This is a genomic window from Nonomuraea sp. NPDC003709 (assembly GCF_040610775.1).
Classification (GTDB): Bacteria; Actinomycetota; Actinomycetes; order Streptosporangiales; family Streptosporangiaceae; genus Nonomuraea; species Nonomuraea angiospora_A.
On the sequence record NZ_JBEXMW010000008.1, the window covers coordinates 457,701 to 480,556 of the forward strand.

A 22,856-nucleotide genomic window follows, 5' to 3' on the forward strand; every position below is an offset into this window, starting at 1 on the left:
ACCAACCTCATAGACAACGTCCATCCGGATGACTACTAATTCGGTATTCGTGCTTACCGATTCTCTGGAGGTCGTCCATGGGACGATGGCGGGTTGCGGCCGTCTCCATGGTCATGGTCGCATCGTTATTCTCGGCACCCGGCGCGCACGCCGGCACCGAGGCGGCCGGCCCGCCGATGGCGTTCACGAGCGCCCCGGCCGGCGAGATCACGCTGATCACCGGTGACCAGGTGCAGGTGCGGGCCGTGGACGGCGAGCACCGCGCGGTGACGGTCACCCCCGCGCCGCGGGCGGACGGCTCCGTGCCGACGTTCCAGGTGCTGGAGACGGACACCGGCGTGACCGTCGTCCCCGACGACGTCGCCGCCCTGGTCCCCGACCGGCTCGACACCGCGCTGTTCAACGTGACCGAGCTGGCCGAGCAGGGCTACGCGGGCGGCGCCATCCCGCTCATCCTCACCTACGAGGGCAACGCCACCAAGGCCGCCATCCCCGCTGTCAAGCAGGCCCGCACGCTGGAGAGCATCGGCGGCGCGGGCGTGTCGGTGGCCACCCGGGACGCCGCGGCGTTCGGGGCCGAGCTGGCCAAGCTGGCCACCCCGAGCCTGCGGGCGGCGGGCCCGCTGGCGGGCGTGCGGAAGATCTGGCTCGACCGCAAGGTGAAGCCGGACCTGGAGCAGAGCGTGCCGCAGATCGGCGCCCCCGAGGCGTGGGCGGCCGGGTACGACGGCACCGGCACGACCGTGGCCGTCCTCGACACCGGCGTGGACGCCGCGCACGCCGACCTGGCGGGCAAGGTCGCCGACCAGCGCGACTTCACCGGCCAGAGCGTCGCCGGCGACCCCCACGGGCACGGCACCCACGTCGCCAGCACCATCGCGGGCACGGGCGCGGGCGGCGTCGCCAAGGGTGTCGCGCCCGGCGCGCGGCTGCTCAACGGCCGCGTGCTCGACGCCGACGGCTACGGCCAGCTGTCGTGGATCATCGACGGCATGGAATGGGCGGCCGGCGAGAAGCACGCCGAGGTCGTCAACATGAGCCTGGGCGGCCGCGAGCCCGGCGGCCCGCTCACCGCGGCGGTGACGCAGCTCAGCAAGCAGTACGGCACGCTGTTCGTGGTGGCCGCCGGCAACGACGGCTGCGACGGATGCGTGGGTGCCCCGGGCGACGCCCCCGAGGCGCTGACCGTCGGCGCGGTGGACAAGCGCGACGCGCTGGCGCCGTTCTCCAGCAGGGGCCCGATCACGGCCGACCAGTCGGTCAAGCCCGACGTCACCGCTCCCGGCGTGGACATCACCGCCGCCAAGGCGGGCGGCGGCACCCTCACGCTGTCCGGCACCTCGATGGCGACCCCGCACGTCGCGGGCGCGGCGGCGCTGCTGCGCCAGGCCCGCCCGGGGATCGCCGGCAACGAGCTGAAGTCGCTGCTCATGGCCAGTGCCAGGCCCGGCCAGGACATCTCCGTGGACGAGCAGGGCGCGGGCCGCATCGACGTGGCCGCCGCGCTCAAGGGCTCGGTCGTGGCCTCGACGGGCTCGGCGAGCTTCGGCAAGCTCACCACCGGCGAGCGGAAGAGCCTCACCGTGGGCTACCACAACCTCGGCCGGACGCCCGCCGAGCTGGACCTGTCGGCCGGCGACGCGTTCACCGTCGAGCCGCCCGAGCTCACCGTGCCCGCCGGCGGGAAGGCCGAGGTGACGGTCACGGCCAAGGCGGCCGAGAGCGGGCTGGTGCGCCAGGAGCTGACGGCCGCCGTCGCGGGCGGCAGCCCGGTCCGCACGCTGCTGACCGCCAGTGTCGACGACAAGCGCGTCGAGCTGCGCGTACGCGGCATCGCCCGCGACGGCCGCCCCGGCCGCGGCGGTTTCACCGTCCTCAACCTGGACGAAGGCACCCTGGTCGGCCGCCTGCTCCCCGGCGACCCCTCCCAGCCCTGCACCGACCAGAAGTACGGCGCCGGCACCTGCCTGCTGGTCAAGCCCGGCACCTACTCCGTGCTCGGCCACATCTTCACGATGCCCGCCACGCAGGACAGCACCGCCGGCGGCAAGCCGCTCAACGAGAGCCTGCTCGGCGACCCGGAAATGAAGATCACGGAGAACACCGAGGTCGTGCTGGACGCCCGCAAGGCGGTCGAGGTGAAGGTCGAGACGCCCGACCACCGGACCAAGCGGAACACCGGCGCCGCCGGAGCCCTCATGTGGTACCGCTCCGGCGAGCAGGGCACCGCGCTGCGCGGCGGCACCACGATCTCGCCCGGCGCGCAGATCGAGGAGCGGCTGTTCGTCCAGCCCACCAGGAAGGTCACCAAGGGCACCTTCACCGTCGCCACCCGCTGGCGGCTGGCGGCCCCCGAGATCGAGCTGTCCACGCCGGGCCTGGACCTGGAGCCGCAGTACGTCGACCCGGTCCAGTTCAGCGACTTCTCCACCGAGTACCCGCGCCTGGACGGCACCCAGCTGCTCATGGCCGTGGACGCGGGGCGGGGCAGCGCCGAGGAGATCAAGGCCCGCGACCTGCGCGGGAAGCTCGCCGTGATCCGCCGCACGGACGGCGTGCCCGTCTCCACCCAGTCCAACGCCGCCGCGGCGGCCGGGGCCAAGATGGTCGCCGTCTACAGCGACCGGCCGGGGGCCGACGTCACCACCGGCGGCAACATGGTGAAGCTCGCCGTCCCGACCGTGCGCCTCACGCACGAGGAGGGGCTCAAGCTGGTCGCGCGCCTGCGGCACCTGCCCGTGCCGATCCTCGCCAAGGGCATCGTCGCCAGCCCGTACGTCTACGACCTCTACCTGCGCGAGAAGGGCCGCGTGCGCGACTCGCTCACGTACGTGGTCAGGTCGAGGTCGCTGGCCAGGATCGAGACCGGCTACCACAGCCAGCTGGCCGACGACGTGACGATGAACGAGGCCAGGTTCGTCTTCGAGCCGTGGGACACCTCGTCCATCTCCACGAACCTCCCCCTGGCCAAGACGCCGCGCACCCGTACCGACTACGTCACCCCCGACCCCGAGCTGAAGTGGAGCTCGTCGGCGGGCAGCCCGGAGCGGTCCTACAACAACATGTGGCCGCACCCGGACATGCCGCGCGTGCTGATGTCGTCGCCGGAGTTCCGCCCCTACGAGGTGGGGGAGCGGGTCGGCCGGACGCTGTTCAAGCAGCCGGTGATGCCCGGCATCAACCCGCGCAACCCGCTGCGCCGGGACGGCGACCGGCTGCGCATCTCGATGCAGGGCTTCGTGGACGCCGACCGCAACTACGGCGACGGGTACACCAGCATGTTCGAGCACGGCCTGAAGAGCGACTTCCGGCTCTACCAGGGTGACAAGCTGCTGCTGCAGACGAACTACCTGCCCTCGGGGTCGGGCGTGCTCCCGCCGGAGCAGGCCACGTACCGGATCGAGTACGACCTCGCCAACGAGGCCGCGTGGGCGAAGCTGTCCACCCGCACGAGGGCGGTGTGGACGTTCGGCTCGGAGCGGACCACGGCGACGACGGTGATCCCGCTGCTGCTGGCCTCGTTCGACGCGCCCGTGGACCTGAAGAACCAGGCCAGGTCGCACCGGCTCGGCCTGTCGCTCTACCACCAGGAGGGCGCGCCGCAGAGCGCGGTCAAGGACGTCTCGCTGGAGGTGTCGTACGACGACGGCGCCACCTGGAAGCCGGCCCGCCTGCGTGACAAGGGCGAGCGGAGTTACGAGACGACGCTCGACCGCTCGCCGTCCGGCTTCGTCTCGCTGCGGCTGAAGGCCTCCGACGTCAACGGCAACACCCTGTCGCAGGAGGTGATCCGCGCCTACGCGGTGCGCTGAACGCCGTGCAGGAGGGTGTCGATCACCCTCGTTGCCAGCGCGTCCGGATCGGAGCCTGGGGGAGAGCCGTGCGCGGCCTCCCCCAGCAGCGCGAGATAGACCTGCCGGGCCCAGACGATGTCGGCGCCGGGGCCCAGCAGCTTCCCGAACACCGCCTCGCACAGGTCCATCACCTCGGACTGCACCGCCTGCGCCTCCTTGCTGAGCGGCACCGGGCGGGCCAGCGTGAACCGCCAGCCGAGCTTGATCTGCAGGATGTTGGCCGTGGCCTGATGGAGCGCCACCTGGGCGGGCGCGGTGTGCGGGCGGGCGGCGTGCACGGCGTCCTGGATCTCCCGCCACGCGGCCACCTCCATGGCCTCGATCAGCGCCTCACGGCTGGCGAACCTGCGGTGGACGGTGGCCCTGGCCACCCCCGCCGCCTCGGCGACCTGCTCCATCGTGGCCACCGGATTGGCGCTGAGCACGTCTTCCGCCGCCGCCATGATCGCGCGCATGCTGCGCTCGGCGTCGGCCCGCAGTCTTCCCATGAAGGAGACGGTACAGCCTAAAAGTGAGACGAAATGGCGCAGTTCTAATAGAACGTGCTACTTTCCAACTCATGACTTACGCACTTGTCACCGGAGCCTCCTCCGGGATCGGCGCCGAGTTCGCGCGTCAGCTGGCTGCCCGAGGGCACGACCTGGTGCTGGTCGCCAGGTCCGGCCCCACGCTGGAAACCCTCGCCGCCTCGCTGCGCCAGGCCCACGGGGTGCGGGCCGAGGTGCTCGTCCAGGACCTGTCCGCCCCCGACGCGGCCACGCGGGTCGCCGAAGAGGTGGCCGCCCGCGGGATCGCCGTCGAACTGCTCGTCAACAACGCCGGCTTCGGCACGGCCGGGCACTTCGCGCAGATCGCGCCGGAGCGCGAGCACGACGAGCTCATGGTCAACGTCGTCGCGCTGGTGGGGCTGACGCACGCGTTCCTGCCGGGCATGCTCGCCCGGGGCTCCGGCGGCGTGGTGAACGTGGGCTCCACGGCCGGCTTCAACGTCGCCCCGTACTTCGCGACCTACGCCTCGTCCAAGACGTTCGTGCTCAACTTCAGCCTCGCGCTCTGGAGCGAGCTGCGCGGCACCGGCGTGAAGGTGCTGGCGGTCGCGCCGGGGCCGGTCGAGACCCCGTTCTTCGACCGGATCGGCACCAGGGAGGCGGCCATCGGCGCCAAGCTCGCCACTCCCGAGCTGGTCGTCACGACCGCCCTGCGCGCGTTCGACCGCGACCGCGGGTACGTGGTGCCCGGCCGCGGCAACCTGGGCCTGGCCCACCTGATGCCCCGCCGCCCGCGCAAGCTCCTGGCCCTCATCGGCCGCCGCGTCACCCGCCAGGTCGCCGACGCCCTCACGCCCTCCCCGGGACATGGCTGAGGCGCGCGGCGAGCACGGGCAGCCCTACCGGAAGCCGCGGTCCGCGCGGTCGCGCCGGAAGGCGTCCAGGCGGTCGAAGTCCAGGTCGTGGGCCGAGACCGGGTCGTCGCCCGTGCCGGTGAAGAAGCCGGCGCGGGTCCGCGGGCAGGGGTTGGCGAACCCGGCGACGCCCGCGCAGGGATGCCCGTGGTAGGTGGTCTCGTGGTGCCAGTCGCTGACCGCCACGTACGTCATGAACTCGTACGCCCGCGCCACGGTCATGTGCTGCCACAGCTCGCGCGCCGGGGCGGGGCCGTCCCAGCGGGTGATCGAGAAGGCCGGCACCAGCACCGCGTCGAGGCCGTCGCGCCCGGCCAGGCTGGCCGAGTACCACAGGTCGGCGCAGAGCAGGACGTGCAGGCGGCGGCCGTTCAGCTCGAAGCCCGCGCTCGGGAGGCCGGGGACCACGCCCGAGCGCAGCTCGACGTCGTAGGGGTGGACCTTGTCGTACTCCGTCAGCAGCTCGCCCCCGGCGTCGAACACGGCGCCCCGGTTGACCGGGCCGTCGTAGTGGGACCCGCCGACGACCGCCATCCCCGCCCCCTTGGCCAGGGCGCGCACCCTGGCCAGGTATTCGGCACGGGGCAGGCTGGCGCCGGCCAGCTCGGGCAGGAGCACCACGTCGCCCGAGCGGGCGGTGACGAGCTCCTCGATCGCGTCGAAGTTGGCGTGGCCGTCGGGAGACCAGTGAGGGGGCTGAACCAGGAGGATCTTCACCCCTCCACTGTGACGGGTGAGGGGCCTACTGCGGCTGATGTACGCGTATAACGGACATGTCCTCTACGTGTACGGGCTCGCGGCAGTGCGCGCACACCATGAGCGGCTCCAGCGGCTCTCCGCAGCTGTGCCGCCACACCGTCGGCGGCTCTCCCTTCGTGACATACCGGTCGCCCCAGTCCATGAGCGACAGCAGCACCGAGTGCAGCGCCCGCCCCGCCTCGGTCAGCACGTACTCGTAGCGCGGCGGATGCGACTCGTACAGCTCGCGCTCCAGCAGCCCGACCTCCTCCAGCTTGCGCAGCCTGGTGGTGAGGATGTCGCGGCTGGCGCCGGTGTTGCGGGCGATCTGGTCGAAGCGGCGCACGCCCAGCAGGACCTCCCGCATGGCCAGCAGGCTCCAGCGCTCGCCGACGACCGTCAGCGCGTTGGCGATCGAGCATTCCCTGGGCATGCTCACCTCCGAGAGAGTCCGAATTTCCAACCTACCTGTTGCCGGGGATCGCCGCGAGCAGCTCGCGGGTGTAGTCCGCGGACGGGCGGTCGAAGACGTCCTCGGCGGTGCCGCTCTCCACGATCCGCCCGCCGCTCATGACGTGCACCTCGTGCGAGATCATCCGTACGACGGCCAGGTCGTGGCTGATGAACAGGTAGCTCAGCCCGAGCTCGCGCTGCAGCCCGGCGAGCAGCTCCAGGATCTGCGCCTGCACCAGCACGTCGAGCGCCGAGACGGCCTCGTCCAGCACGACCAGCTCGGGCGAGAGCGCCAGCGCCCGGGCGATGGCCACCCGCTGGCGCTGGCCGCCGGACAGCTCGTGCGGCAGCCGGTCGGCCATGGACGCGGGCAGCGACACCTTCTCCAGCAGTTCGGCCGCGGCCTTCCGGCGCTCGGCCGCGGTGCCGACGCGGTGCACGCGCAGCGGCTCGGCGATGGACTTCCCGACCGGGTAGCGGGGGTCGAGCGAGGCGTACGGGTTCTGGAACACCGGCTGGACCCGCCGCCGGAAGGCGAACAGCTCCCGCCTGCCGAGCGCCGCCAGGTCCGTGCCGTCGAAGCGGATGCTGCCGGAGGTGAGGTCGTCGAGGCCGAGCAGCAGGTTCGCGGTGGTCGACTTGCCCGAGCCCGACTCGCCCACGATCGAGACGGTACGGCCCTTCGGGATCCGGAACGAGACCCCGTCCACCGCGGTCAGCTCCTCGCCCGTGCCCCTGATCGGGAACACCTTGCGCAGGCCCTCGACCACCACCAGGTCCTCGCTCTCCTGAGAAGGCTCCGCCACGCGGACCGACGACAGGCTCGGCACGGCGTTCAGCAGCCGCCTGGTGTACTCGTGCGCGGGGTCGGCGAGGATCTCCGCCGCCCGCCCGGTCTCGACGATCCGGCCGTCGTGCATGACGGCCACCATGTCGGCCCGCTCCGCCGCCAGCGCCAGGTCGTGCGTGATGAGCAGGACGGCCGTGCCCATCTCGGCGGTGAGCTGTTCGAGCTGGTCGAGGATGCGCCGCTGCACGGTCACGTCCAGCGCGGAGGTGGGCTCGTCGGCGATGAGCAGCTTCGGCCGGCAGGCCAGCCCCATGGCGATCAGCGCGCGCTGGCGCATGCCGCCGGAGAACTCGTGCGGATACTGGCCGATCCGGCGGGCCGGGTCGGGGATGCCGACGAGGTCCAGCAGTTCGAGCACGCGGGCCCGGGCCGACTTGCCGGTGGCCACGCCGTGGACCTCGAGCGCCTCGGCGATCTGGTCGCCGACGCGCATGAGCGGGTTGAGGTTCGACATGGGGTCCTGGGGGACCAGGCCGATGCCCGCGCCGCGGATCGCGGTCATCTCGCGCCCGGAGAGCCCGGTCAGGTCGCGGCCGTCGAACATGATCCGGCCGCCGGTGATGCGGCCGTTGTCCGGCAGCAGCCGGTTGACGGCGGCGGCCGTGGTGGACTTGCCGGAGCCCGACTCGCCGACCACCGCGACGGTCTGGCCGGGCAGGATCTCCATCGAGACGCCCTTGACGACGGTGACGTCCTGCCTGCGGGTGCGGAAGGCGACCGAGAGGTCACGGATCTCCAGGAGGGGGGTCATGCGGTCCTCGATCGTTGCGTGATGGTCTGCAGCAGGCCGCCCCAGAGGGCGTCGGTGGGGGTGGGGTCGCCCTCGACGAGCAGGCGGTTGCTCGCCAGGGCCAGGGCGATGTCGCGGCCGGGCACGAAGCCGACCGCGCAGCCGACGTAGCCGGGGTGGCCGAGCACGGTGACGGTCTCGTCCCACAGCTGCAGCTCGTACGTGCGGAACCCCAGGGCCTGCCCGGCGTCGGGGCCGGGGGTGAAGAACTCCTCGGCCACCTCGGGCCGCCACAGCCGGTCGTGCTCCTGGTACCGGGACATCGCCAGGCCGTAGGCGAGCAGGTCCGGCACGGTCGAGAACAGCCCGGCGTGCCCCGCGACCCCGCCGAAGGCGTGATGGGCGTTGCCGTCGGCGACCTCGCCGAGCACCGGCCCGCGCCGCCAGCGCGCGAAGTCGGAGCTGCGGTACGGCACGGGATACGGCCGGCCGGTGTCGAGCATGACCATCTCGATCCGGTCGTCCAGGGCGCTCATGGCCACCTCGGGGCCGACCGGGCGGCCGTACCCGGTCGAGCCGAGGCCGAGCGGCTCGGTGACCAGCTCGGTCACGGCCTGGTCCAGGCTCAGGCCGGTGACGGTCTCGACGATCCGGCCGAGCAGGACGAAGCCGAGGTCGGAGTAGTGGCGGGCGCGGCCGGGGCGGTAGCGCGGGGGCGGCGGCGCCGGCTGGATGTAGAGCGGCCACCACTCCCACAGCCCGCCGCGGTGCAGCAGCAGGTCCCGCACGGTGATCGCCTCGTACGAGTGGGCGAGGTACGCGCTCAGCGGCGCGTCCAGGTCCACCAGCCGGTCGGACACCAGCCGGATGAGCGCCGTCGTGGTGGCCACGACCTTCGTGACCGAGGCGAGGTCGTGGCAGGTGTCCAGCGTCATCGGCGCGTCGCCGACGAGCCGGCCGTCCTCCCGGCGCACGCTCCGGTGACCGGCGCACTCGGCGAGGTCGAACCACGGCGTCCGCGCGGCCATGACCACGCCCGCGGGGGCGCTTACCGGGACACCGTGGTCAGGAGAGCTCATCGCGTGAGCACCAGCGAGCTCGGCGGCTCGGCGACCGGCGCCGGCAGCGCGAGCGGCCCCGCGCCGGGCGTCAGCGTGCCGAGGATGCGGGCCTCCCGGGCGCCCGTCCCGCCCGGCGCCGTGCCGGGCAGGCCGTGCGCGGTCAGCCAGCCGATCAGCGCGAACGCGATGGCCTCCTTGTCGTCGGACGGGGCCCCGTAGTCGTCGGACGGCGCCACGTCCACGCCGGGCAGCGCGGCCCGCAGCCCGTCCATGAGCACGGGGTTGCGGCAGCCGCCGCCGGAGACGACCAGCGCGCCCACCCCGGCGGCCCGCACGTCCCGGGCCACCGTCCGGACGGTCAGCTCGGTGAGCGTCGCCACCAGGTCGGCGTCCCCGGGCGCGCCTCCCGCCCTGGCCAGGGCGGCCTCCACGTACCCGAGGTGGAACAGCTCCTTGCCGGTGCTCTTGGGGGCCGCCAGCGCGTAGTACGGCTCGTCCAGCAGCACCTCCAGCAGCCGCTCGTCCACCCGGCCCGAGGCCGCGATCCGCCCGTCCGCGTCGAAGCCCCGCTCGTTCAGCCCGCTGCTCGTGACCACCGCGTCGATCAGCGCGTTCGCGGGCCCGATGTCGTAGGCGTACAGCTCGCCGCCGCGCACCACGGTCATGTTCGCGATGCCGCCCAGGTTGAGCGCCGCCGCCCCGCCCTCGTGGGCCCGCAGCAGCAGCCCGTCCAGCACCGACACCAGCGGCGCCCCGTGCCCGCCCGCCGTGATGTCCCGGACGCGTACGTCCGACAGCACCGGGACGCCGGTCCGCTCGGCGATCCACGCGGGCTGGCCGATCTGCAGCGTGCCGAGCGCGTGCGTGCCCTCCACCCAGTGGAACACCGTCTGCCCGTGCGAGACGATCAGGTCGACGGGCCCGCCCAGCGCGATCGCCGACGCCGCGGCCCCGGCGAAGCTCTGCCCGATGAGCGTGTCGAGCACGCACACCTCGGCCAGCGTCGTCTCGGCCGGCGGCAGCGCCGCGATCAGCCGGGCCCGCAGCTCCGCCGGGTACGGCGTGCTCGCCGTGTGACCCACCCGGCCTTCGAGCAGGCCGCCGACGAGCTCGAAGTCCACCACGGCCACGTCGATCCCGTCGTGCGACGTGCCGGAGATCATCCCAAGAATTCTCATCGTCTTCCTCGCGGGTCGAAGGTGTCACGCAGACCGTCGCCGAGCAGGTTGAGGCCCACCACCAGCAGCACGACGAGCGCGCCCGGCGCGATCAGCGTCCACGGTGCCACGAAGACCAGGCTGCGCGCCTCGAAGATCATCGAGCCCAGCGACGGCGCGGGCGGCGGCGTGCCCAGGCCCAGGAAGCTCAGCGACGCCTCGGTCAGCACCGCCCACGACAGCGACAGGGCGACCTGGACGATGACGATCGAGGTGATGTTCGGCAGGACGTGCCGGAGCATGATCTGCCAGCGGCTCATGCCGGTCGAGACGGCCGCCTTCACGTACTCGATCTCCCTGAGCGACAGCACCGGGCCCCGGGTGACGCGGACGAAGATGGGCACGTACACGATGGCGATGGCCACGGCGATCGTGAACCAGTTCCGGTCCAGCACCGACGCCAGCGACAGCGCCAGCAGCAGCGGCGGGAACGCGAACAGCACGTTCGTGACCCCGCCGATCGCGCCGTCGGCGACGCCGCGGTAGAAGCCGGACACGAGCCCGCCCAGCGTGCCTGCCACGGTCGCGAACACCACGGCGACGACCGCGATGAGCGCCGAGTTGCCGACCCCGGCCGCCACCCGGGAGAACACGTCCCGGCCGAACTGGTCGGTGCCGAACAGGTGCGCGCCGGACGGCGCCCCGAACCGGGAGGGCGGGTGCTGCGCGACCGGGTCGTACGGCAGCAGCCCGGCGTACGACAGCGCCGCCACGATCGCCAGCAGCACGAGGATCACCGACCCCGCCACCAGGGCGGGACTCCTCCTCACGAGGCCCTCACCCTCGGGTCGATGACCCGGTAGAGCGCATCCGTCAGCAGGTTGACCAGCACGAACGCCAGCGCGATCACCAAGACCGTGCTCTGCACGACCGCGTACTCCTTCTGCTGGATGCCCAGCAGCACCTGCCGGCCGACGCCCGGCACGGAGAAGATCTGCTCCACCACGACCGCGCCGCCGAGCAGGTAGCCGAACTGCAGGCCGGTCATGGTCACGATCGGCACGAGCGCGTTGCCGAGCACGTGCCTGACCTGCAGCCGCCGCTCCGGAACGCCCTTGGCGCGGGCGGTGCGGACGAAGTCGTCCGAGCGCACCTCCAGCACCGCCGTGCGGGTGGTGCGCAGGATCGGCGCCGCGATGCCGAAGCCGAGCACCAGCGCCGGCAGGAACATCTGCTGCAGGTTGAGCAGCGGATCGTCGAAGAGCATGGCGAAGCCCTGCCCGTTGGGGTTGAAGCCGAACGACGCCGCGAAGATCGACAGCAGCGCCGTGGCCAGCAGGAACGCCGGGACCGACAGCCCCGCCAGGCTCACCAGCTGGCCGAGGGCGTCCCTGGGGGAGTTGGCCCTGGAGGCCGCCAGCATGCCCAGCGGCACCCCGATCAGCAGCGCCAGCACGATCGAGAGCACCGCCAGCTCGAACGTCACCGGCAGCGAGTGCAGGGTCAGGTCGAGCACGCTCTGCTGCTGGCGGGCCGAGTAGCCGAAGTTCCCCGTGAACATGTTGCCCAGCCACGAGAAGAACTGCGCGATCAGCGGCTGGTCGAGCCCGTAGTACTGCTCCAGGGCCTGCCGCTGGGCGGGCGTGAGCGCGGCGGCCTCGGTGCCGAGCCCCGCCGTGATCCGGTCGCCGGGGATCGCCCGCAGCATGACGAACACCAGCACGGCCACCCCGAACAGGGTGCCCACCGTGCTGATGACGCGGTTGCGCATACGTCTCATCAGCTGACGGAGGTGGTCCGCAGATACTGCAGCGAGCCGCTGGCCATCGGCACGAAGCCCTGCACACCGGAGGCCGTGGCGGTGTAGGTGTAGCCGGAGAACAGCCAGATCCAGGGGGCGTTCTCCTCCAGCTTCGCCGAGACCTGCTCGTAGATCGCCTTGCGGGCGGCCTGGTCGGTCGTCGCCTTGCCCTCGGCGAACAGCTTGTCCATCTCGGGCGAGCTGTAGCCGGCGACCTTGTTCAGGTTGCCCTTGCTGGTGAAGTAGCGGCCGTAGGAGCCGTCCGGGTCGGGGCGGCCGCCGTTGAGCGCCACGGCCGCGTCGAAGTCGGCGGCCACCCAGCGGTCCACGAACGCGCCGGACTCCAGCACCTCCAGCTCGAGGTTGATCTTGGCCTCGGCGAGCTGGGCCTTGAGGTTCTGGGCCTCGTTGACCGAGGTCGCGTACTCGCCCTGGGAGACGATGGTCTTGACGGTCACCCCGCCGGACTTGCCCGCCTTGCCGAGATACTCGGCGGCCTTGGCCAGGTCGCGGGCCGGGCAGGGGCGCTTGTTCGGGTCCGACTTGAACGCCGGGGCGGTGATCGGCCCGGTCACCTCGCCCTCGCCGAGCGCGGCGGTGTCGAGCACCTGCTTGCGGTCGATCGCGCACTGGATCGCCAGGCGCACGTTGACGTCCTTGAGGTCGCCGTGCTGCGCGTTGAGCTGGAGCACGTGGTAGTTGAGCTGCGGCGTCTTGGTCACGGTGAGCGTGCCGCCGCCCTGCGCCGTCTGCGCGACGAGCGGGTCGTTGAAGACCGCGAGCTGCACGTTGCCCGACTGCATGGCCGAGACGATGGACGACTCGTCGGGGATGACCCGGAACTCGACCGCGGCCACCTTCGGCTTCTCGCCGCCCCAGTACGCGTCGTTCCTGGCCAGCGTGATCGACTGGCTCGCCACGCGGTTGCGCAGCTTGAACGGCCCGGTGCCGTTCGGCGTGGTGTTGAGCTTCTCCTCGGTGTCGTCGGAGGAGAGCATCGCCATGTTGACCGTGGCCAGGTTGGCCGGCAGCGCGGCGTCGGGCCCGGTCAGCTCCAGCACCACGGTGCCCGCGTCGGGCGCCTCGACCGACTTCACCGACGACAGTGACGCCCTGGCCACGGCCGCCGTCTTCTCGTCCATGATCTTCTCCAGCGACGACTTCGCGTCCTGGGAGTCGAACGCGCTGCCGTCGGCGAACGTGACGCCCTGTCTCAGCTTGAGGGTGAGCTTCTTGCCGTCGTCCGAGGTCTGCCACGACTCGGCCAGCCCGGGGACCACGTTCAGGTCCTTGTCGAACTCCGTGAGCGTCCCGTACAGGTTCTGCAGCACGTTGACGGCCTGGAACTGGGTGGCCTTCCAGGGGAAGAGCGTGTCCGGGTCGGTGGTCACGCCGACCACGAGGGTCTTGCCGGAGGCCGCGCCGCCGGTGCTCGGGGCGGGCCCAGAGGATGAGGACGAGGATGACGAGCAGCTGGTGAGGGCGACGGACAGCGCAGCGGCGATGCCGACCGCGGAGAGTGCGCCACGGGGCATGTTGGTCTCCTGGGGGGAGTCGGTCATAAAATTACGCAGACCCTACCACTGGGGTACTTTCTTTCCGTTGCGGGGATGGGTGAGGATGTCCGAGGACGACGGGACCGTGCTGATCCGCATCCGGGCCGCCATGCCCGCGCTGAGGCCGTCGGAGCGGCGGATCGCGGAGGAGTTCGTCGGCGATCCCGCCCGGGCCGCCAACCTGTCCATCGCCGAGCTGGCCGCCCGCTGCGCGACCTCGACGACCTCCGTGGTGCGCTTCTACCAGCGCATGGGCTACGCCCACTACAAGGACCTCAGGATCGACCTGGCCAGGGCGGTGGCGCGCGAGGAGCTGACCACGTCGAGCCTGCCGGAGGCGTCCGGCGACATCGACCGGTACGACAGCCTGGAAGGCATCGTCTCCAAGGTGGCCATGAACGAGACGCTGTCCATCGCCGACACGGCCCGTTCGCTGGACATGGAGGCGCTGGCCACCGCCGTGTCGCTGCTGCTGGCGGCCCGGCGGATCGACAGCTTCGGGGTGGGTGCGAGCTCCCTCGTGGGGCTCGACCTGCACCAGAAGCTGTCGCGCATCGGCCGTACCGCGATCAACTGGCACGACTCCCACTCGGCCTGGACGTCGGCGGCCACGCTCGACTCCGGCTGCGTGGCGGTCGCCGTGTCCCACACGGGCGCCACCGTGGACACGGTCGAGTTCCTGTCGATCGCCCGCAAGTCGGGCGCCTCGACCGTGGCCATCACGAACTTCCACGACTCGCCGCTGGCCCGGGCCGCCGACGTGACGCTCACCACAGCCGCGCGGGAGACGAAGTTCCGCTCGGGCGCGCTGGGCAGCCGCATCGCCCAGCTCATGGTGGTGGACTGCCTGTTCACCGGGGTCGCGCAGGCCTCCTACGACGAGTCGATGGCGGCGCTGCGCAACACGTACGCGGTCGTGCACGAGCGGGTCGTCCACAAGCGCGGGTGAGGTTCACAGCCCGGATTCACCTGGGGTTCACGGGCTGTCTCTACCTTTGTGGGCCATGAGCTGGAGGTACCGGGCCAACACGACGTTGGAGGGCCTGACGGGATACACGTTGACGCGGCGGCCGCGGAAGCAGCCGCCGAAGCCGCCGCCACCGCCGCCGCTGGTGATGCAGCGGCTGCCCGGCGACGAGGTGCGGCCGCCCGCCGATCCCGCGCACGACCGGCTGCTGCGCGAGCCGGTCTTCCTGCTGTCGTCCGTACGGTCGGGGTCCACGCTCCTGCGGGTCATGCTGAACAGCCACTCCCAGGTGCATTCGCCCATCGAGACGCACTTCAGGCGGCTCACGGTCGGGCTCGGCACCGAGCCCGTGCGGCAGGCCATGGAGGCGCTCGGCCACACCCACAGCGACGTCGAGCACATCGTGTGGGACCGGCTGCTGCACCGCGAGCTGACCCGCAGCGGCAAGCCGGTGCTGGCGGAGAAGACGCCGAGCAACGTGTTCGCCTGGCGGCGCATCGCCACCTGCTGGCCCGACGCGCGCTTCCTCTTCCTGCTGCGCCACCCCATGTCCATCGTGCAGTCCTGGCACGAGGCCGACCCGGAAAGGCGGCCCATGGAGGAGGCCGTGCCGCGCACGCTGAGCTACATGACGTACCTGGAGGAGGCCCGCACCCACCTCGACGGGCTGACCCTGCGCTACGAGGACCTGGTCGCCGACCCCGAGCGCGAGCTGCGGCGGCTCTGCCTCTTCCTGGGCGTGGAGTTCGAGCCGGCCATGCGCTCCTACGGCGACAAGGACCACGGCGGCTTCGTCAAGGGCATCGGCGACTGGCGCGACAAGATCCGCACCGGGACGGTCGTCGCGGGCCGCCCCCTGCCGTCGGTGGACGAGGTGCCCGACGAGCTGCGCGAGATCTGCCGCCTGTGGGGCTACACGCGGTGACGGAAGTTCAGCTGCGATTTGTCTCCTATTCGCCTTGGGCTCCGATAGGTTGCGGTTCGTGATCGACGGGCCCTCGCGCCGTACCCTGCTCGCCGGAAGTCTCGCCGGCCTCACCCTGCCCACTTCTGGGCCTTCACCCGCTCTGGCGTCGGCCGGTCTGCCTTCTCGGCCCAACATCGTCGTGATCCTGGCCGACGACCTGGGCTGGGGCGAGATCGGCAGCCAGGGGCAGCGCCTGATCAGCACCCCCAACCTGGACCGGCTGGCGGCCGAGGGCGTGCGCTTCGAGACGGCCTACTCCGGGGCGCCGCTCTGCGCGCCGTCGCGCTGCGCGCTGCTCACCGGGCTGCACGCGGGTCACGGCACCGTACGCGAGAACCCGGAGGGCGGGCCGCAGCGCTCGCTGACCGACGCCGACCTCACCTTCGCCGAGCTGCTGCGCCTGTCCGGCTACCGCACGGCCTGTTTCGGCAAGTGGGGCTTCGGCCCCGAGCTGCCGGGCCAGGCCTCGCACCCGAACGAGCGCGGCTTCGAGGAGTTCTTCGGCTACATCGGCCACGCCCACGCCCACCAGTACTTCCCCAAGTACCTGTGGCACAACGGCGCCAAGGTGCGCCTCGACGGCCGGCAGTACGCGCCGGACCTGTTCCGCGAGCGGGCGATCGAGTTCATCCGGCGCGGCGGCGACGACCCGTTCCTGCTCTACTTCCCCACCAACCTGCCGCACTCGCCGAGCGTCATCCCCGGCGACGCCGGGCGCTACGAGAACCGGCCGTGGAGCGGCCCGAACCGGCGGCACGCCGCGCAGGTGGCCCGGCTCGACGCCGACGTGGCCACGCTGGTGCGGGAGTTACGCGCGGCCGGTGTCGCGGAGCGCACGCTCGTGCTGTTCACCAGCGACAACGGGCCGCACAGCGAGAAGGGCGTGACGCCGGAGCTGTTCGACTCCAACGGGCCCTGGCGCGGGGACAAACGCGACGTGTACGAGGGCGGCATCCGCGTGCCGCTGATCGCCTGGTCGCCCGCGTTGCGCCCGCGCGTGGTGAAACAGCCGGTGGCCTCGTGGGACGTGCTGCCGACCCTCGCGGACCTGGCCGGCGTGCCGGTGCCCGCGCACCTCGACGGCCTGTCCTTCCGCCGCCTGCTCACCGGCGCCGGCGCCCCCAGGCACGACCACCTGGTGTGGAACCGGCCCCGCAAGGCCCAGGCGATCCGCCGCGGCCGGTGGAAGCTGGTCCGCTTCGCGCCGCACATCGCGGGCGCCGGGCCGGAGGGCCGGGTCGAGCTGTACGACCTGGCCACCGACCCGGGGGAGCGCCGCGACCTGGCGGCGGAACGGCTGGAGCTGGCGGACGAGCTGATGACCCTGCTGGACGACTCGATCGGCCCGGACCCGCGGATCCCGTACGGGCTGAAGACCGAGATCACCGGCGGCCAGGTCGTGGTGACGCTGTACAACGGCTCGTCGGTGCCCTGGCGCGAGGTCGAGCTGGGCCTGAACCGCGCGCGGGCCCGCACGATGCCGCGCGTGGACCCGGGAACGGCGATCTCGGTCGGCTTCGCGCTGCCCGGCGGGAGCGGGAAGCGGGTCACGGCCCGCGCCGAGTTCGACGCGGGCGGCCGCTCCCTCACCTTCCGCAGGGCTCTCTGATCAGGGCAGGCAGCCGACGTGGGCGAGGGCCTGCTTGAGCAGCACGCCCTGTCCGCCGGTCATCTCCTGCTGCACCGCCAGGGACGCGGCGTCCTCCGGGGTGAACCACTCCAGGTCCAGGGCGTCCTGCCGGGGCCGGCAGTCACCCGCGACGGGGACGATGTAGGCCAGGGAGACGGCGTGCTGGCGGGGGTCGTGGTAGGGGGTGACGCCGGGCGTGGGGAAGTACTCGGCGACGGTGAACGGCTGAGGGGAGGCGGGGATGTGGGGGAGCGCCACGGGGCCGAGGTCCTTCTCTAGGTGACGCAGGAGCGCGTCGCGGATCCGCTCGTGGTGCAGCACCCGTCCCGAGACCAGCGCCCGGCTGACCGTGCCGTCTGACGCGATGCGCAGCAGCAGGCCGACGCGGGTGACCACGCCGGTGTCGTCGACCCGCACCGGCACGGCGTCGACGTAGAGGATGGGCAGCTGGCCCCGCACCGACTCGAGTTCGTCGCGCGAGAGCCATCCAGGCGTGGTTTCGGTCTTTTCGGTCATCTGCTGATCGTACGTCCCCGGATCAGGCCCTCGGGAGCGGTCCTGCCCGCCAGCCAGGAAGCCGCGCAGGTGACCAGGACGATGCCGAAGAACGGCAGGTAGGCGATGACTTTGCGGCTCATGCGAGCTTCCTCCGCTGCCACTGGACGGTGTACTTGGGGTCGTTCGCGGACTCCATCCCGGCGCGGAAGATCCCGAACCGGGTGCACGCGGAGCCCGCGAGCAGGGCCGCGCCCGCCGCCACGGCCGCGATCCTGCTGCGCCGGCCAACGGTCACCCCGGCCAGTGCGCCCGCCAGCGACAGCGCCTCGCCCGCGCGCAGCAGCGGGCTGCGCTTGAGCGGCTCGGCCAGCGGCCCCAGCCGCCGCTCCATCCGGGTGGCGGCCACGCATTCGACGGCCGCGCCCAGCATCGCCACCCGGCGGGCCGGACCCGCCTCCGACAGCGGCGCGGCCAGCATCCCGAGCCCGCCCGCCGCCGCCGCGGCCGAGCCGGCGAACAGGAACGGCATCTCGCGGAACCCCTCGTGCCAGGCGGGCACTGCGGTGTCGCAGATCAGCGCGGCGGTGTAGGTGGCCACCGCGGGCCCCACCAGGCCCGCCCCGACCGTGGCGGCCCGGCCCAGCCTGGGCAGGCGTCCGGACAGGTCGGCGGCCCCGGCGCACACGGCCTGCGGGCCGTACGCCGTGAGGATCCACGTGCCGACGCTCATCGGCGAGGTCACCTTGAACACCCGCAGCATGTTGATGAACCGCTCGGGCCGCCCCAGGTCGTGGATCAGCGAGTAGAACGAGCCGCCCAGCGCGCACAGCGCGGCCACCCTGCCCACCCTGGCCAGGCGCGGCCTGCCGGTGAGCTCGGCGACGGCCGCCAGCGTGGACGACGCGCCGGCCAGGCCGCCCAGGAAGAGGTAGCCGGCGATGTCGTGCTCCTGCCACGTCGGCTCGTTGAGCACCGGCCTGCCGTAGTAGGAGTCGTAGCTCTTCTCTGGGCCCTTCTCCGGGCCCTTCTCTGGGCCCGCCTCCGGCGGCCTGCGCCGCTCGCGCCGGTCGCCCGCGGAGCCCGGCGTGGCCTCGCGTTCGGTGCGCAGCTCGGCCGAGCCGTCCAGGCGCACGTCGGTCTGACTGGTCATCCCCGCCTCCTCCAGATCGGCAGCGCCGTCGCCGCCACGCCCGCCAGCAGGGCCAGCGCCGCGACGCCCGCGTGCCGCCACATCGACGGCAGATCCCTCGTGGTCACCACGGGATCGGGCGGCAGGCCGTACACCTCGGGCTCGTCCAGCAGCAGGAAGAACGCCCCCATGCCGCCCACGCCGTCGCCCGGGTCGTGCCCGTACAGGCGGGCGGAGGCCGTCCCCGCCGCGCGCACCTGCTCGAGCCGGTGCTCGGCCCGCTCGCGCAGCTCGTCGAGGTCCCCGAACTGGATCGAGTCCGTCGGGCACGTCTTGGCGCACGCGGGCTCCTGCCCGTCGCCCAGCCGGTCGTAGCACATGGTGCACTTGGCGGCCACGCCGCTGCTCTCCCGCTTGCCGATCACCCCGAACGGGCAGGCGGGCACGCAGTAGCCGCACCCGTTGCAGATGTCCTGCTGCACCACGACCGTGCCGAACTCGGTGCGGAACAGCGAGCCCGTCGGGCACACGTCCAGGCAGGCCGCCTCCGTGCAGTGCTTGCACACGTCGGAGGCCATCAGCCAGCGGAAGTCCATGTCGCCGACCCCGGGCTCCTGGTTACCGAGCGGCCGGCGCTGCTCGACGAACGCGACGTGCCGCCAGGTGTCGGAGCCCAGGGTCACGGTGTTGTCGTAGGACATGCCGGTGAAGGCCAGGCCGTCCTCGGGGACGGCGTTCCACTCCTTGCAGGCCACCTCGCACGCCTTGCAGCCGATGCAGATGCTGGTGTCGGTGAAGAACCCCACGCGGCCCATCACGCCTCCGTCCCCGTGCCGGCTCCGATGCCCGCGCGCTCCTGGTAGGACCTGACCAGCTCCGGCAGCGCCGGCCCGCGCGGCCGCCGCCCGGGCCGGATGTCGGCCGCCAGGGCCTTGACCTCCTGGATGTGGGAGTTGGGGTCCAGCGAGATCGCCGACAGCTCGTTGGCCGCGTCGCCCCTGGCCAGGCCGTTGGGCCCGTAGTGGAACGGCAGCCCGATCTGGTGCAGCACCTTCCCGTCCAGGCGCAGCGACGGCATCCGGTCGGTGACCATGACCCTGGCCTCGATGGCGTTGCGCGCCGTGACGATCGTGGCCCAGTCGCCGTGCACGAGCCCGCGCTCGGCGGCCAGCTCCGGCGACACCTCGCAGAACATCTCCGGCTGCAGCTCCGCCAGGTACGGCGTGTGCCGGCTCATCCCGCCCGCCGTGAAGTGCTCGGTCAGCCGGTACGTCGTCACCACGTACGGGTAGACCGACGCGCCCGGCTCGTCGCCGCTCGGCTGGTAGCGGTTGTCCTCGTGCGGGTAGACCTTGCGCGCCGGGTTGCGCTGGTGGCCGTAGAGCGGGTTGGCCACCGGCGAGTCCTGGGGCTCGTAGTGCGTCGGCAGCGGCCCGTCCACCACCCCCGACGGGGCGAACAACCAGCCCTTCCCGTCGGCCTGCATGACGAACGGATCGGTCCCGGACAGCGCCGCCACGCCCTGCGCGTCCTCCGAGGGCCGGAAGCCGGGGTCCTTGTCCACGTCGATGTCCGGCACGTCGAACCCGGTCCACCGGCCCGCGTCCGCGTCCCACCAGACGAGCTTCTTGCGCTCGCTCCACGGGCTGCCGTCCGGCCTGGCCGAGGCCCGGTTGTAGAGGATCCGCCGGTTCGCCGGCCAGGCCCACCCCCATTCGGCGGCGATCCAGTCCTGCTCGGTGTGCGGCTTGCGGCGGGCGGCCCGGTTGACGCCGCCGGCGTGCACGCCGCAGTAGATCCAGCAGCCGCACGCCGTGGAGCCGTCGTCCTTGAGCTCCCCGGCCCCGGACAAAGGCCGCCGATCGGGGCCCCAGCCGTTGATCTCCGCCAGCACGGCCTCCGCGGACGGCTCCGACAGCTCGCCCACGAGCGGGTAGTCCCAGGTGAGCTCGAGCACCGGCGCGTCCATCGGATCGGCCGAGCCCGCCAGCTTCTCCCGGATGATCCGCCCCAGGTGGTACATGAACCACAGGTCGCTGCGCGCGTCACCGGCCGGCTCGACCGCCTGGTGGTGCCACTGGAGCAGCCGGTTGGTGTTGGTGAAGCTGCCGCTCTTCTCGGTGTGCGACGCCGCGGGGAAGAAGAACACCTCGGTGCCGATGTCCTCGGTGATCAGCTCGCCCGTCTCGATCTCCGGGCCGTCCTTCCACCAGGTGGCGCTCTCGATCAGGTTGAAGTCGCGGACCACGAGCCAGTCGAGGTTCGCCATGCCCAGGCGCTGCATCCGGGTGTTGGCCGAGCCGACCGCGGGGTTCTCGCCGAGCAGGAAGTAGCCCTTGCAGACGCCGTCGAGCTGCGCCAGCACGGTGTCGTACGTGCTGTGCGACCCGGTCAGCCTGGGCAGGTAGCCGAACCTGAAGTCGTTGTCCGGCTGGGCCGACTCGCCCCACCACGCCTTGAGCAGGCTGATCAGGTACGCGGACATGTTCGCCCAGCAGCCCTTGTGCGGCGAGTCGGCCCGCAGGAACTTGCGCAGGCTCAGGTCCTCGTGCGCGTGCGGCATCGGGATGTAACCAGGCAGCAGGTTGAACAGCGTGGGCACGTCGCTGGAGCCCTGGATGCTGGCGTGCCCGCGCAGCGCCTGGATGCCGCCGCCGGGCCGGCCCAGGTTGCCCAGCAGCAGCTGCAGGATGCTCGCCGCCCTGATGAACTGCGCGCCGTCGCTGTGCTGCGTCCAGCCCACCGCGTAGACGAACTCGGCGGTCTTGTCCGGGCCGGAGTTGTCCGTCAGATGTCGGCACACCCGCTGGAACAGCTCGGGCGGCACCCCGCACACCCGCTCCACCATCTCCGGCGTGTAGCGGGCGAAGTGGCGGCGCAGCACCTGCATGACGCAGCGCGGGTGGCTCAGCGTCTCGTCGCGCTGCGGCGTCCCGTCCATCGGCAGGCCGGTGGCGCCGAGCATCTCGGAGCGGCCCGGCGGCAGCTTGCCCACCCGCCGCTCGTAGTCCATGTCCCGCGCGCCGGAGGCCGGGGAGACCGTCATCCCCTCGTACTGCCAGGTCTCGTCGTCGTAGACGCGGGTCTCCGGGTCGAAGCCGGAGAACACGCCGTCGAGGTCCTCGGCGTCGCGGTAGTCCTCCCGCAGGATGGTGGCCGCGTTGGTGTAGTTGACCACGTACTCGTGGAAGTACAGGTCGTTGTCCAGCACGTGGTTGATGATCCCGCCGAGGAAGGCCACGTCGGAGCCCGCGCGGATGGGCACGTGCAGGTCGGCCAGCGCGCTCGTGCGCGTGAAGCGCGGATCGATGTGGATGATCACCGCGCCGCGCGCCTTGGCCTCCATCACCCACTGGAAGCCGACCGGGTGCGCCTCGGCGAAGTTGGAGCCCTGGATGACCACGCAGTCGGAGTGCTGCAGGTCCTGCATGAACGTGGTGGCCCCGCCCCGGCCGAACGACGTGCCGAGCCCGACCACGCTGGAGCTGTGGCAGACGCGGGCCTGGTTCTCGATCTGCACCACGCCGAGCGCCGTCAGCAGCTTCTTGATGAGGTAGTTCTCCTCGTTGTCCAGCGTCGCGCCGCCCAGGCTGGCGATGCCCATGGTCCTGGCGGTGCGCTTGCCGTCCCGCTCCCACTCCCAGGTCTCGCGCCTGGTGGCGATGACCCGGTCGGCCACCATGTCCATGGCCGTGTCGAGGTCGATCTCCTGCCAGTCGGCCCCGCCCGGCGGGCGGTAGAGCGCCTGGTGCCGGCGGCCGGACGCGGTGGTGAGCTGGAGGCTGGCCGCGCCCTTGGGACACAGCCGGCCGCGGCTGATGGGGGAGTCGGGGTCGCCCTCGATCTGGATGACCCGTTCATCCCGTACGTACACGTTCTGGGCGCAGCCCACCGCGCAGTACGGGCAGATCGACTTGACCACCCGGTCGGCCGTGGCCGTGCGGGCGCGCAGCGCCGCCGTCCTGGCCGACTTCACCGCCGCTCCCCGCCCGCTGCGGTCCTCGCCGGTCAGCTGCCGCAGCAGCGGCCAACGCATGTCCATGACGCCCCCCGAAACCCCTGG

At 72.1% G+C, this 22,856-nt stretch carries 19 protein-coding genes; 5 read left to right on the forward strand and 14 right to left on the reverse strand.

The window, feature by feature from the left end:
* The first annotated feature begins 77 nt into the window (after positions 1 to 77).
* The gene (locus tag ABZX61_RS26470) at positions 78 to 3,812 is read left to right on the forward strand and encodes a S8 family serine peptidase (RefSeq protein ID WP_355198507.1); all 3,735 of its coding nucleotides are present in this window, start codon (positions 78 to 80) and stop codon (positions 3,810 to 3,812) included.
* Here ABZX61_RS26470 and ABZX61_RS26475 read toward each other — a convergent pair.
* Positions 3,797 to 4,342 (reverse strand): helix-turn-helix domain-containing protein, encoded by a 546-nt coding sequence (locus tag ABZX61_RS26475; protein WP_355198509.1) that lies wholly within the window; start codon positions 4,340 to 4,342, stop codon positions 3,797 to 3,799. The two genes, ABZX61_RS26470 and ABZX61_RS26475, sit on opposite strands and share 16 nt — an antisense overlap.
* Positions 4,343 to 4,413: 71 nt before the next feature.
* Here ABZX61_RS26475 and ABZX61_RS26480 point away from each other — a divergent pair, with 71 nt between their 5' ends.
* Complete coding sequence (locus ABZX61_RS26480) at positions 4,414 to 5,217, forward strand: SDR family oxidoreductase (RefSeq protein WP_355198511.1); 804 nt, start codon at positions 4,414 to 4,416, stop codon at positions 5,215 to 5,217.
* 24 nt (positions 5,218 to 5,241) lie between these two features.
* On the opposite strand, the gene ABZX61_RS26485 is transcribed toward ABZX61_RS26480, so the two are convergent.
* Genes ABZX61_RS26485 through ABZX61_RS26520 form a run of 8 tightly spaced genes read right to left on the reverse strand, consistent with a single transcriptional unit; the run spans position 5,242 to position 13,581 of the window.
* Positions 5,242 to 5,973, reverse strand: a complete 732-nt coding sequence (locus ABZX61_RS26485; RefSeq protein ID WP_355198513.1) for a carbon-nitrogen hydrolase family protein — start codon at positions 5,971 to 5,973, stop codon at positions 5,242 to 5,244.
* A 25-nt stretch (positions 5,974 to 5,998) separates the two neighbouring features.
* A complete protein-coding gene (locus tag ABZX61_RS26490; RefSeq protein ID WP_355198590.1) occupies positions 5,999 to 6,427 on the reverse strand; it encodes a helix-turn-helix domain-containing protein in 429 nt (142 codons plus the stop codon).
* 31 nt (positions 6,428 to 6,458) lie between these two features.
* Positions 6,459 to 8,048: an ABC transporter ATP-binding protein gene (locus tag ABZX61_RS26495; RefSeq protein WP_355198515.1), complete on the reverse strand. Its 1,590-nt coding sequence runs from the start codon at positions 8,046 to 8,048 to the stop codon at positions 6,459 to 6,461.
* Positions 8,045 to 9,106, reverse strand: coding sequence for a serine hydrolase domain-containing protein (locus ABZX61_RS26500; protein ID WP_355198517.1), 1,062 nt, complete (start codon positions 9,104 to 9,106; stop codon positions 8,045 to 8,047). The genes ABZX61_RS26495 and ABZX61_RS26500 overlap by 4 nt, the downstream gene beginning before the upstream one ends.
* Positions 9,103 to 10,266: an anhydro-N-acetylmuramic acid kinase gene (locus tag ABZX61_RS26505; protein ID WP_355198518.1), complete on the reverse strand. Its 1,164-nt coding sequence runs from the start codon at positions 10,264 to 10,266 to the stop codon at positions 9,103 to 9,105. The genes ABZX61_RS26500 and ABZX61_RS26505 overlap by 4 nt, the downstream gene beginning before the upstream one ends.
* Entirely contained in the window at positions 10,263 to 11,075 is an 813-nt protein-coding gene (locus tag ABZX61_RS26510) for an ABC transporter permease (protein WP_355198520.1), read from the reverse strand. Before ABZX61_RS26510 ends, ABZX61_RS26505 begins: the two co-directional genes overlap by 4 nt.
* Complete coding sequence (locus ABZX61_RS26515; RefSeq protein ID WP_355198522.1) at positions 11,072 to 12,025, reverse strand: ABC transporter permease; 954 nt, start codon at positions 12,023 to 12,025, stop codon at positions 11,072 to 11,074. The genes ABZX61_RS26510 and ABZX61_RS26515 overlap by 4 nt, the downstream gene beginning before the upstream one ends.
* Positions 12,025 to 13,581 (reverse strand): ABC transporter substrate-binding protein, encoded by a 1,557-nt coding sequence (locus tag ABZX61_RS26520; protein WP_355198524.1) that lies wholly within the window; start codon positions 13,579 to 13,581, stop codon positions 12,025 to 12,027. Before ABZX61_RS26520 ends, ABZX61_RS26515 begins: the two co-directional genes overlap by 1 nt.
* A gap of 85 nt (positions 13,582 to 13,666) precedes the next feature.
* On the opposite strand from ABZX61_RS26520, the gene ABZX61_RS26525 reads away from it, so the two are divergent.
* Genes ABZX61_RS26525 through ABZX61_RS26535 form a run of 3 tightly spaced genes read left to right on the forward strand, consistent with a single transcriptional unit; the run spans position 13,667 to position 17,145 of the window.
* Positions 13,667 to 14,551, forward strand: a complete 885-nt coding sequence (locus ABZX61_RS26525; protein WP_350727223.1) for a MurR/RpiR family transcriptional regulator — start codon at positions 13,667 to 13,669, stop codon at positions 14,549 to 14,551.
* A 55-nt stretch (positions 14,552 to 14,606) separates the two neighbouring features.
* Entirely contained in the window at positions 14,607 to 15,494 is an 888-nt protein-coding gene (locus tag ABZX61_RS26530) for a sulfotransferase (protein WP_355198526.1), read from the forward strand.
* 58 nt (positions 15,495 to 15,552) lie between these two features.
* Positions 15,553 to 17,145 (forward strand): arylsulfatase, encoded by a 1,593-nt coding sequence (locus ABZX61_RS26535; RefSeq protein ID WP_355198528.1) that lies wholly within the window; start codon positions 15,553 to 15,555, stop codon positions 17,143 to 17,145.
* Here ABZX61_RS26535 and ABZX61_RS26540 read toward each other — a convergent pair whose 3' ends face one another.
* Genes ABZX61_RS26540 through fdh form a run of 5 tightly spaced genes read right to left on the reverse strand, consistent with a single transcriptional unit; the run spans position 17,146 to position 22,835 of the window.
* Positions 17,146 to 17,682 carry an NUDIX hydrolase family protein gene (locus tag ABZX61_RS26540; RefSeq protein ID WP_350727226.1) on the reverse strand — a complete coding sequence of 179 codons (537 nt, stop codon included), beginning with the start codon at positions 17,680 to 17,682 and terminating at the stop codon, positions 17,146 to 17,148.
* On the reverse strand, positions 17,679 to 17,804 hold the full coding sequence (locus tag ABZX61_RS26545; protein WP_355198530.1) for a hypothetical protein: 126 nt from the start codon (positions 17,802 to 17,804) through the stop codon (positions 17,679 to 17,681). Before ABZX61_RS26545 ends, ABZX61_RS26540 begins: the two co-directional genes overlap by 4 nt.
* Complete coding sequence (nrfD, locus tag ABZX61_RS26550) at positions 17,801 to 18,814, reverse strand: NrfD/PsrC family molybdoenzyme membrane anchor subunit (RefSeq protein ID WP_355198532.1); 1,014 nt, start codon at positions 18,812 to 18,814, stop codon at positions 17,801 to 17,803. The genes ABZX61_RS26545 and nrfD overlap by 4 nt, the downstream gene beginning before the upstream one ends.
* On the reverse strand, positions 18,811 to 19,608 hold the full coding sequence (locus ABZX61_RS26555) for a 4Fe-4S dicluster domain-containing protein (protein WP_355198534.1): 798 nt from the start codon (positions 19,606 to 19,608) through the stop codon (positions 18,811 to 18,813). Before ABZX61_RS26555 ends, nrfD begins: the two co-directional genes overlap by 4 nt.
* Positions 19,608 to 22,835: a formate dehydrogenase gene (gene fdh / locus ABZX61_RS26560; protein ID WP_355198536.1), complete on the reverse strand. Its 3,228-nt coding sequence runs from the start codon at positions 22,833 to 22,835 to the stop codon at positions 19,608 to 19,610. Before fdh ends, ABZX61_RS26555 begins: the two co-directional genes overlap by 1 nt.
* Positions 22,836 to 22,856: the final 21 nt, after the last annotated feature.

Excerpts from the sequence above, each read along its gene's own strand:
- ABZX61_RS26470 (WP_355198507.1), top strand. The coding sequence starts at position 78 with ATGGGACGATGGCGGGTTGCGGCCGTCTCCATGGTCATGGTCGCATCG.
- ABZX61_RS26475 (WP_355198509.1), bottom strand. The coding sequence starts at position 4,342 with ATGGGAAGACTGCGGGCCGACGCCGAGCGCAGCATGCGCGCGATCATG.
- ABZX61_RS26480 (WP_355198511.1), top strand. The coding sequence starts at position 4,414 with ATGACTTACGCACTTGTCACCGGAGCCTCCTCCGGGATCGGCGCCGAG.
- ABZX61_RS26490 (WP_355198590.1), bottom strand. The coding sequence starts at position 6,427 with ATGCCCAGGGAATGCTCGATCGCCAACGCGCTGACGGTCGTCGGCGAG.
- ABZX61_RS26495 (WP_355198515.1), bottom strand. The coding sequence starts at position 8,048 with ATGACCCCCCTCCTGGAGATCCGTGACCTCTCGGTCGCCTTCCGCACC.
- ABZX61_RS26500 (WP_355198517.1), bottom strand. The coding sequence starts at position 9,106 with ATGAGCTCTCCTGACCACGGTGTCCCGGTAAGCGCCCCCGCGGGCGTG.
- ABZX61_RS26505 (WP_355198518.1), bottom strand. The coding sequence starts at position 10,266 with ATGAGAATTCTTGGGATGATCTCCGGCACGTCGCACGACGGGATCGAC.
- ABZX61_RS26515 (WP_355198522.1), bottom strand. The coding sequence starts at position 12,025 with ATGAGACGTATGCGCAACCGCGTCATCAGCACGGTGGGCACCCTGTTC.
- ABZX61_RS26520 (WP_355198524.1), bottom strand. The coding sequence starts at position 13,581 with ATGCCCCGTGGCGCACTCTCCGCGGTCGGCATCGCCGCTGCGCTGTCC.
- ABZX61_RS26525 (WP_350727223.1), top strand. The coding sequence starts at position 13,667 with ATGTCCGAGGACGACGGGACCGTGCTGATCCGCATCCGGGCCGCCATG.
- ABZX61_RS26530 (WP_355198526.1), top strand. The coding sequence starts at position 14,607 with ATGAGCTGGAGGTACCGGGCCAACACGACGTTGGAGGGCCTGACGGGA.
- ABZX61_RS26540 (WP_350727226.1), bottom strand. The coding sequence starts at position 17,682 with ATGACCGAAAAGACCGAAACCACGCCTGGATGGCTCTCGCGCGACGAA.
- ABZX61_RS26545 (WP_355198530.1), bottom strand. The coding sequence starts at position 17,804 with ATGAGCCGCAAAGTCATCGCCTACCTGCCGTTCTTCGGCATCGTCCTG.
- nrfD (WP_355198532.1), bottom strand. The coding sequence starts at position 18,814 with ATGACCAGTCAGACCGACGTGCGCCTGGACGGCTCGGCCGAGCTGCGC.
- ABZX61_RS26555 (WP_355198534.1), bottom strand. The coding sequence starts at position 19,608 with ATGGGCCGCGTGGGGTTCTTCACCGACACCAGCATCTGCATCGGCTGC.
- fdh (WP_355198536.1), bottom strand. The coding sequence starts at position 22,835 with ATGGACATGCGTTGGCCGCTGCTGCGGCAGCTGACCGGCGAGGACCGC.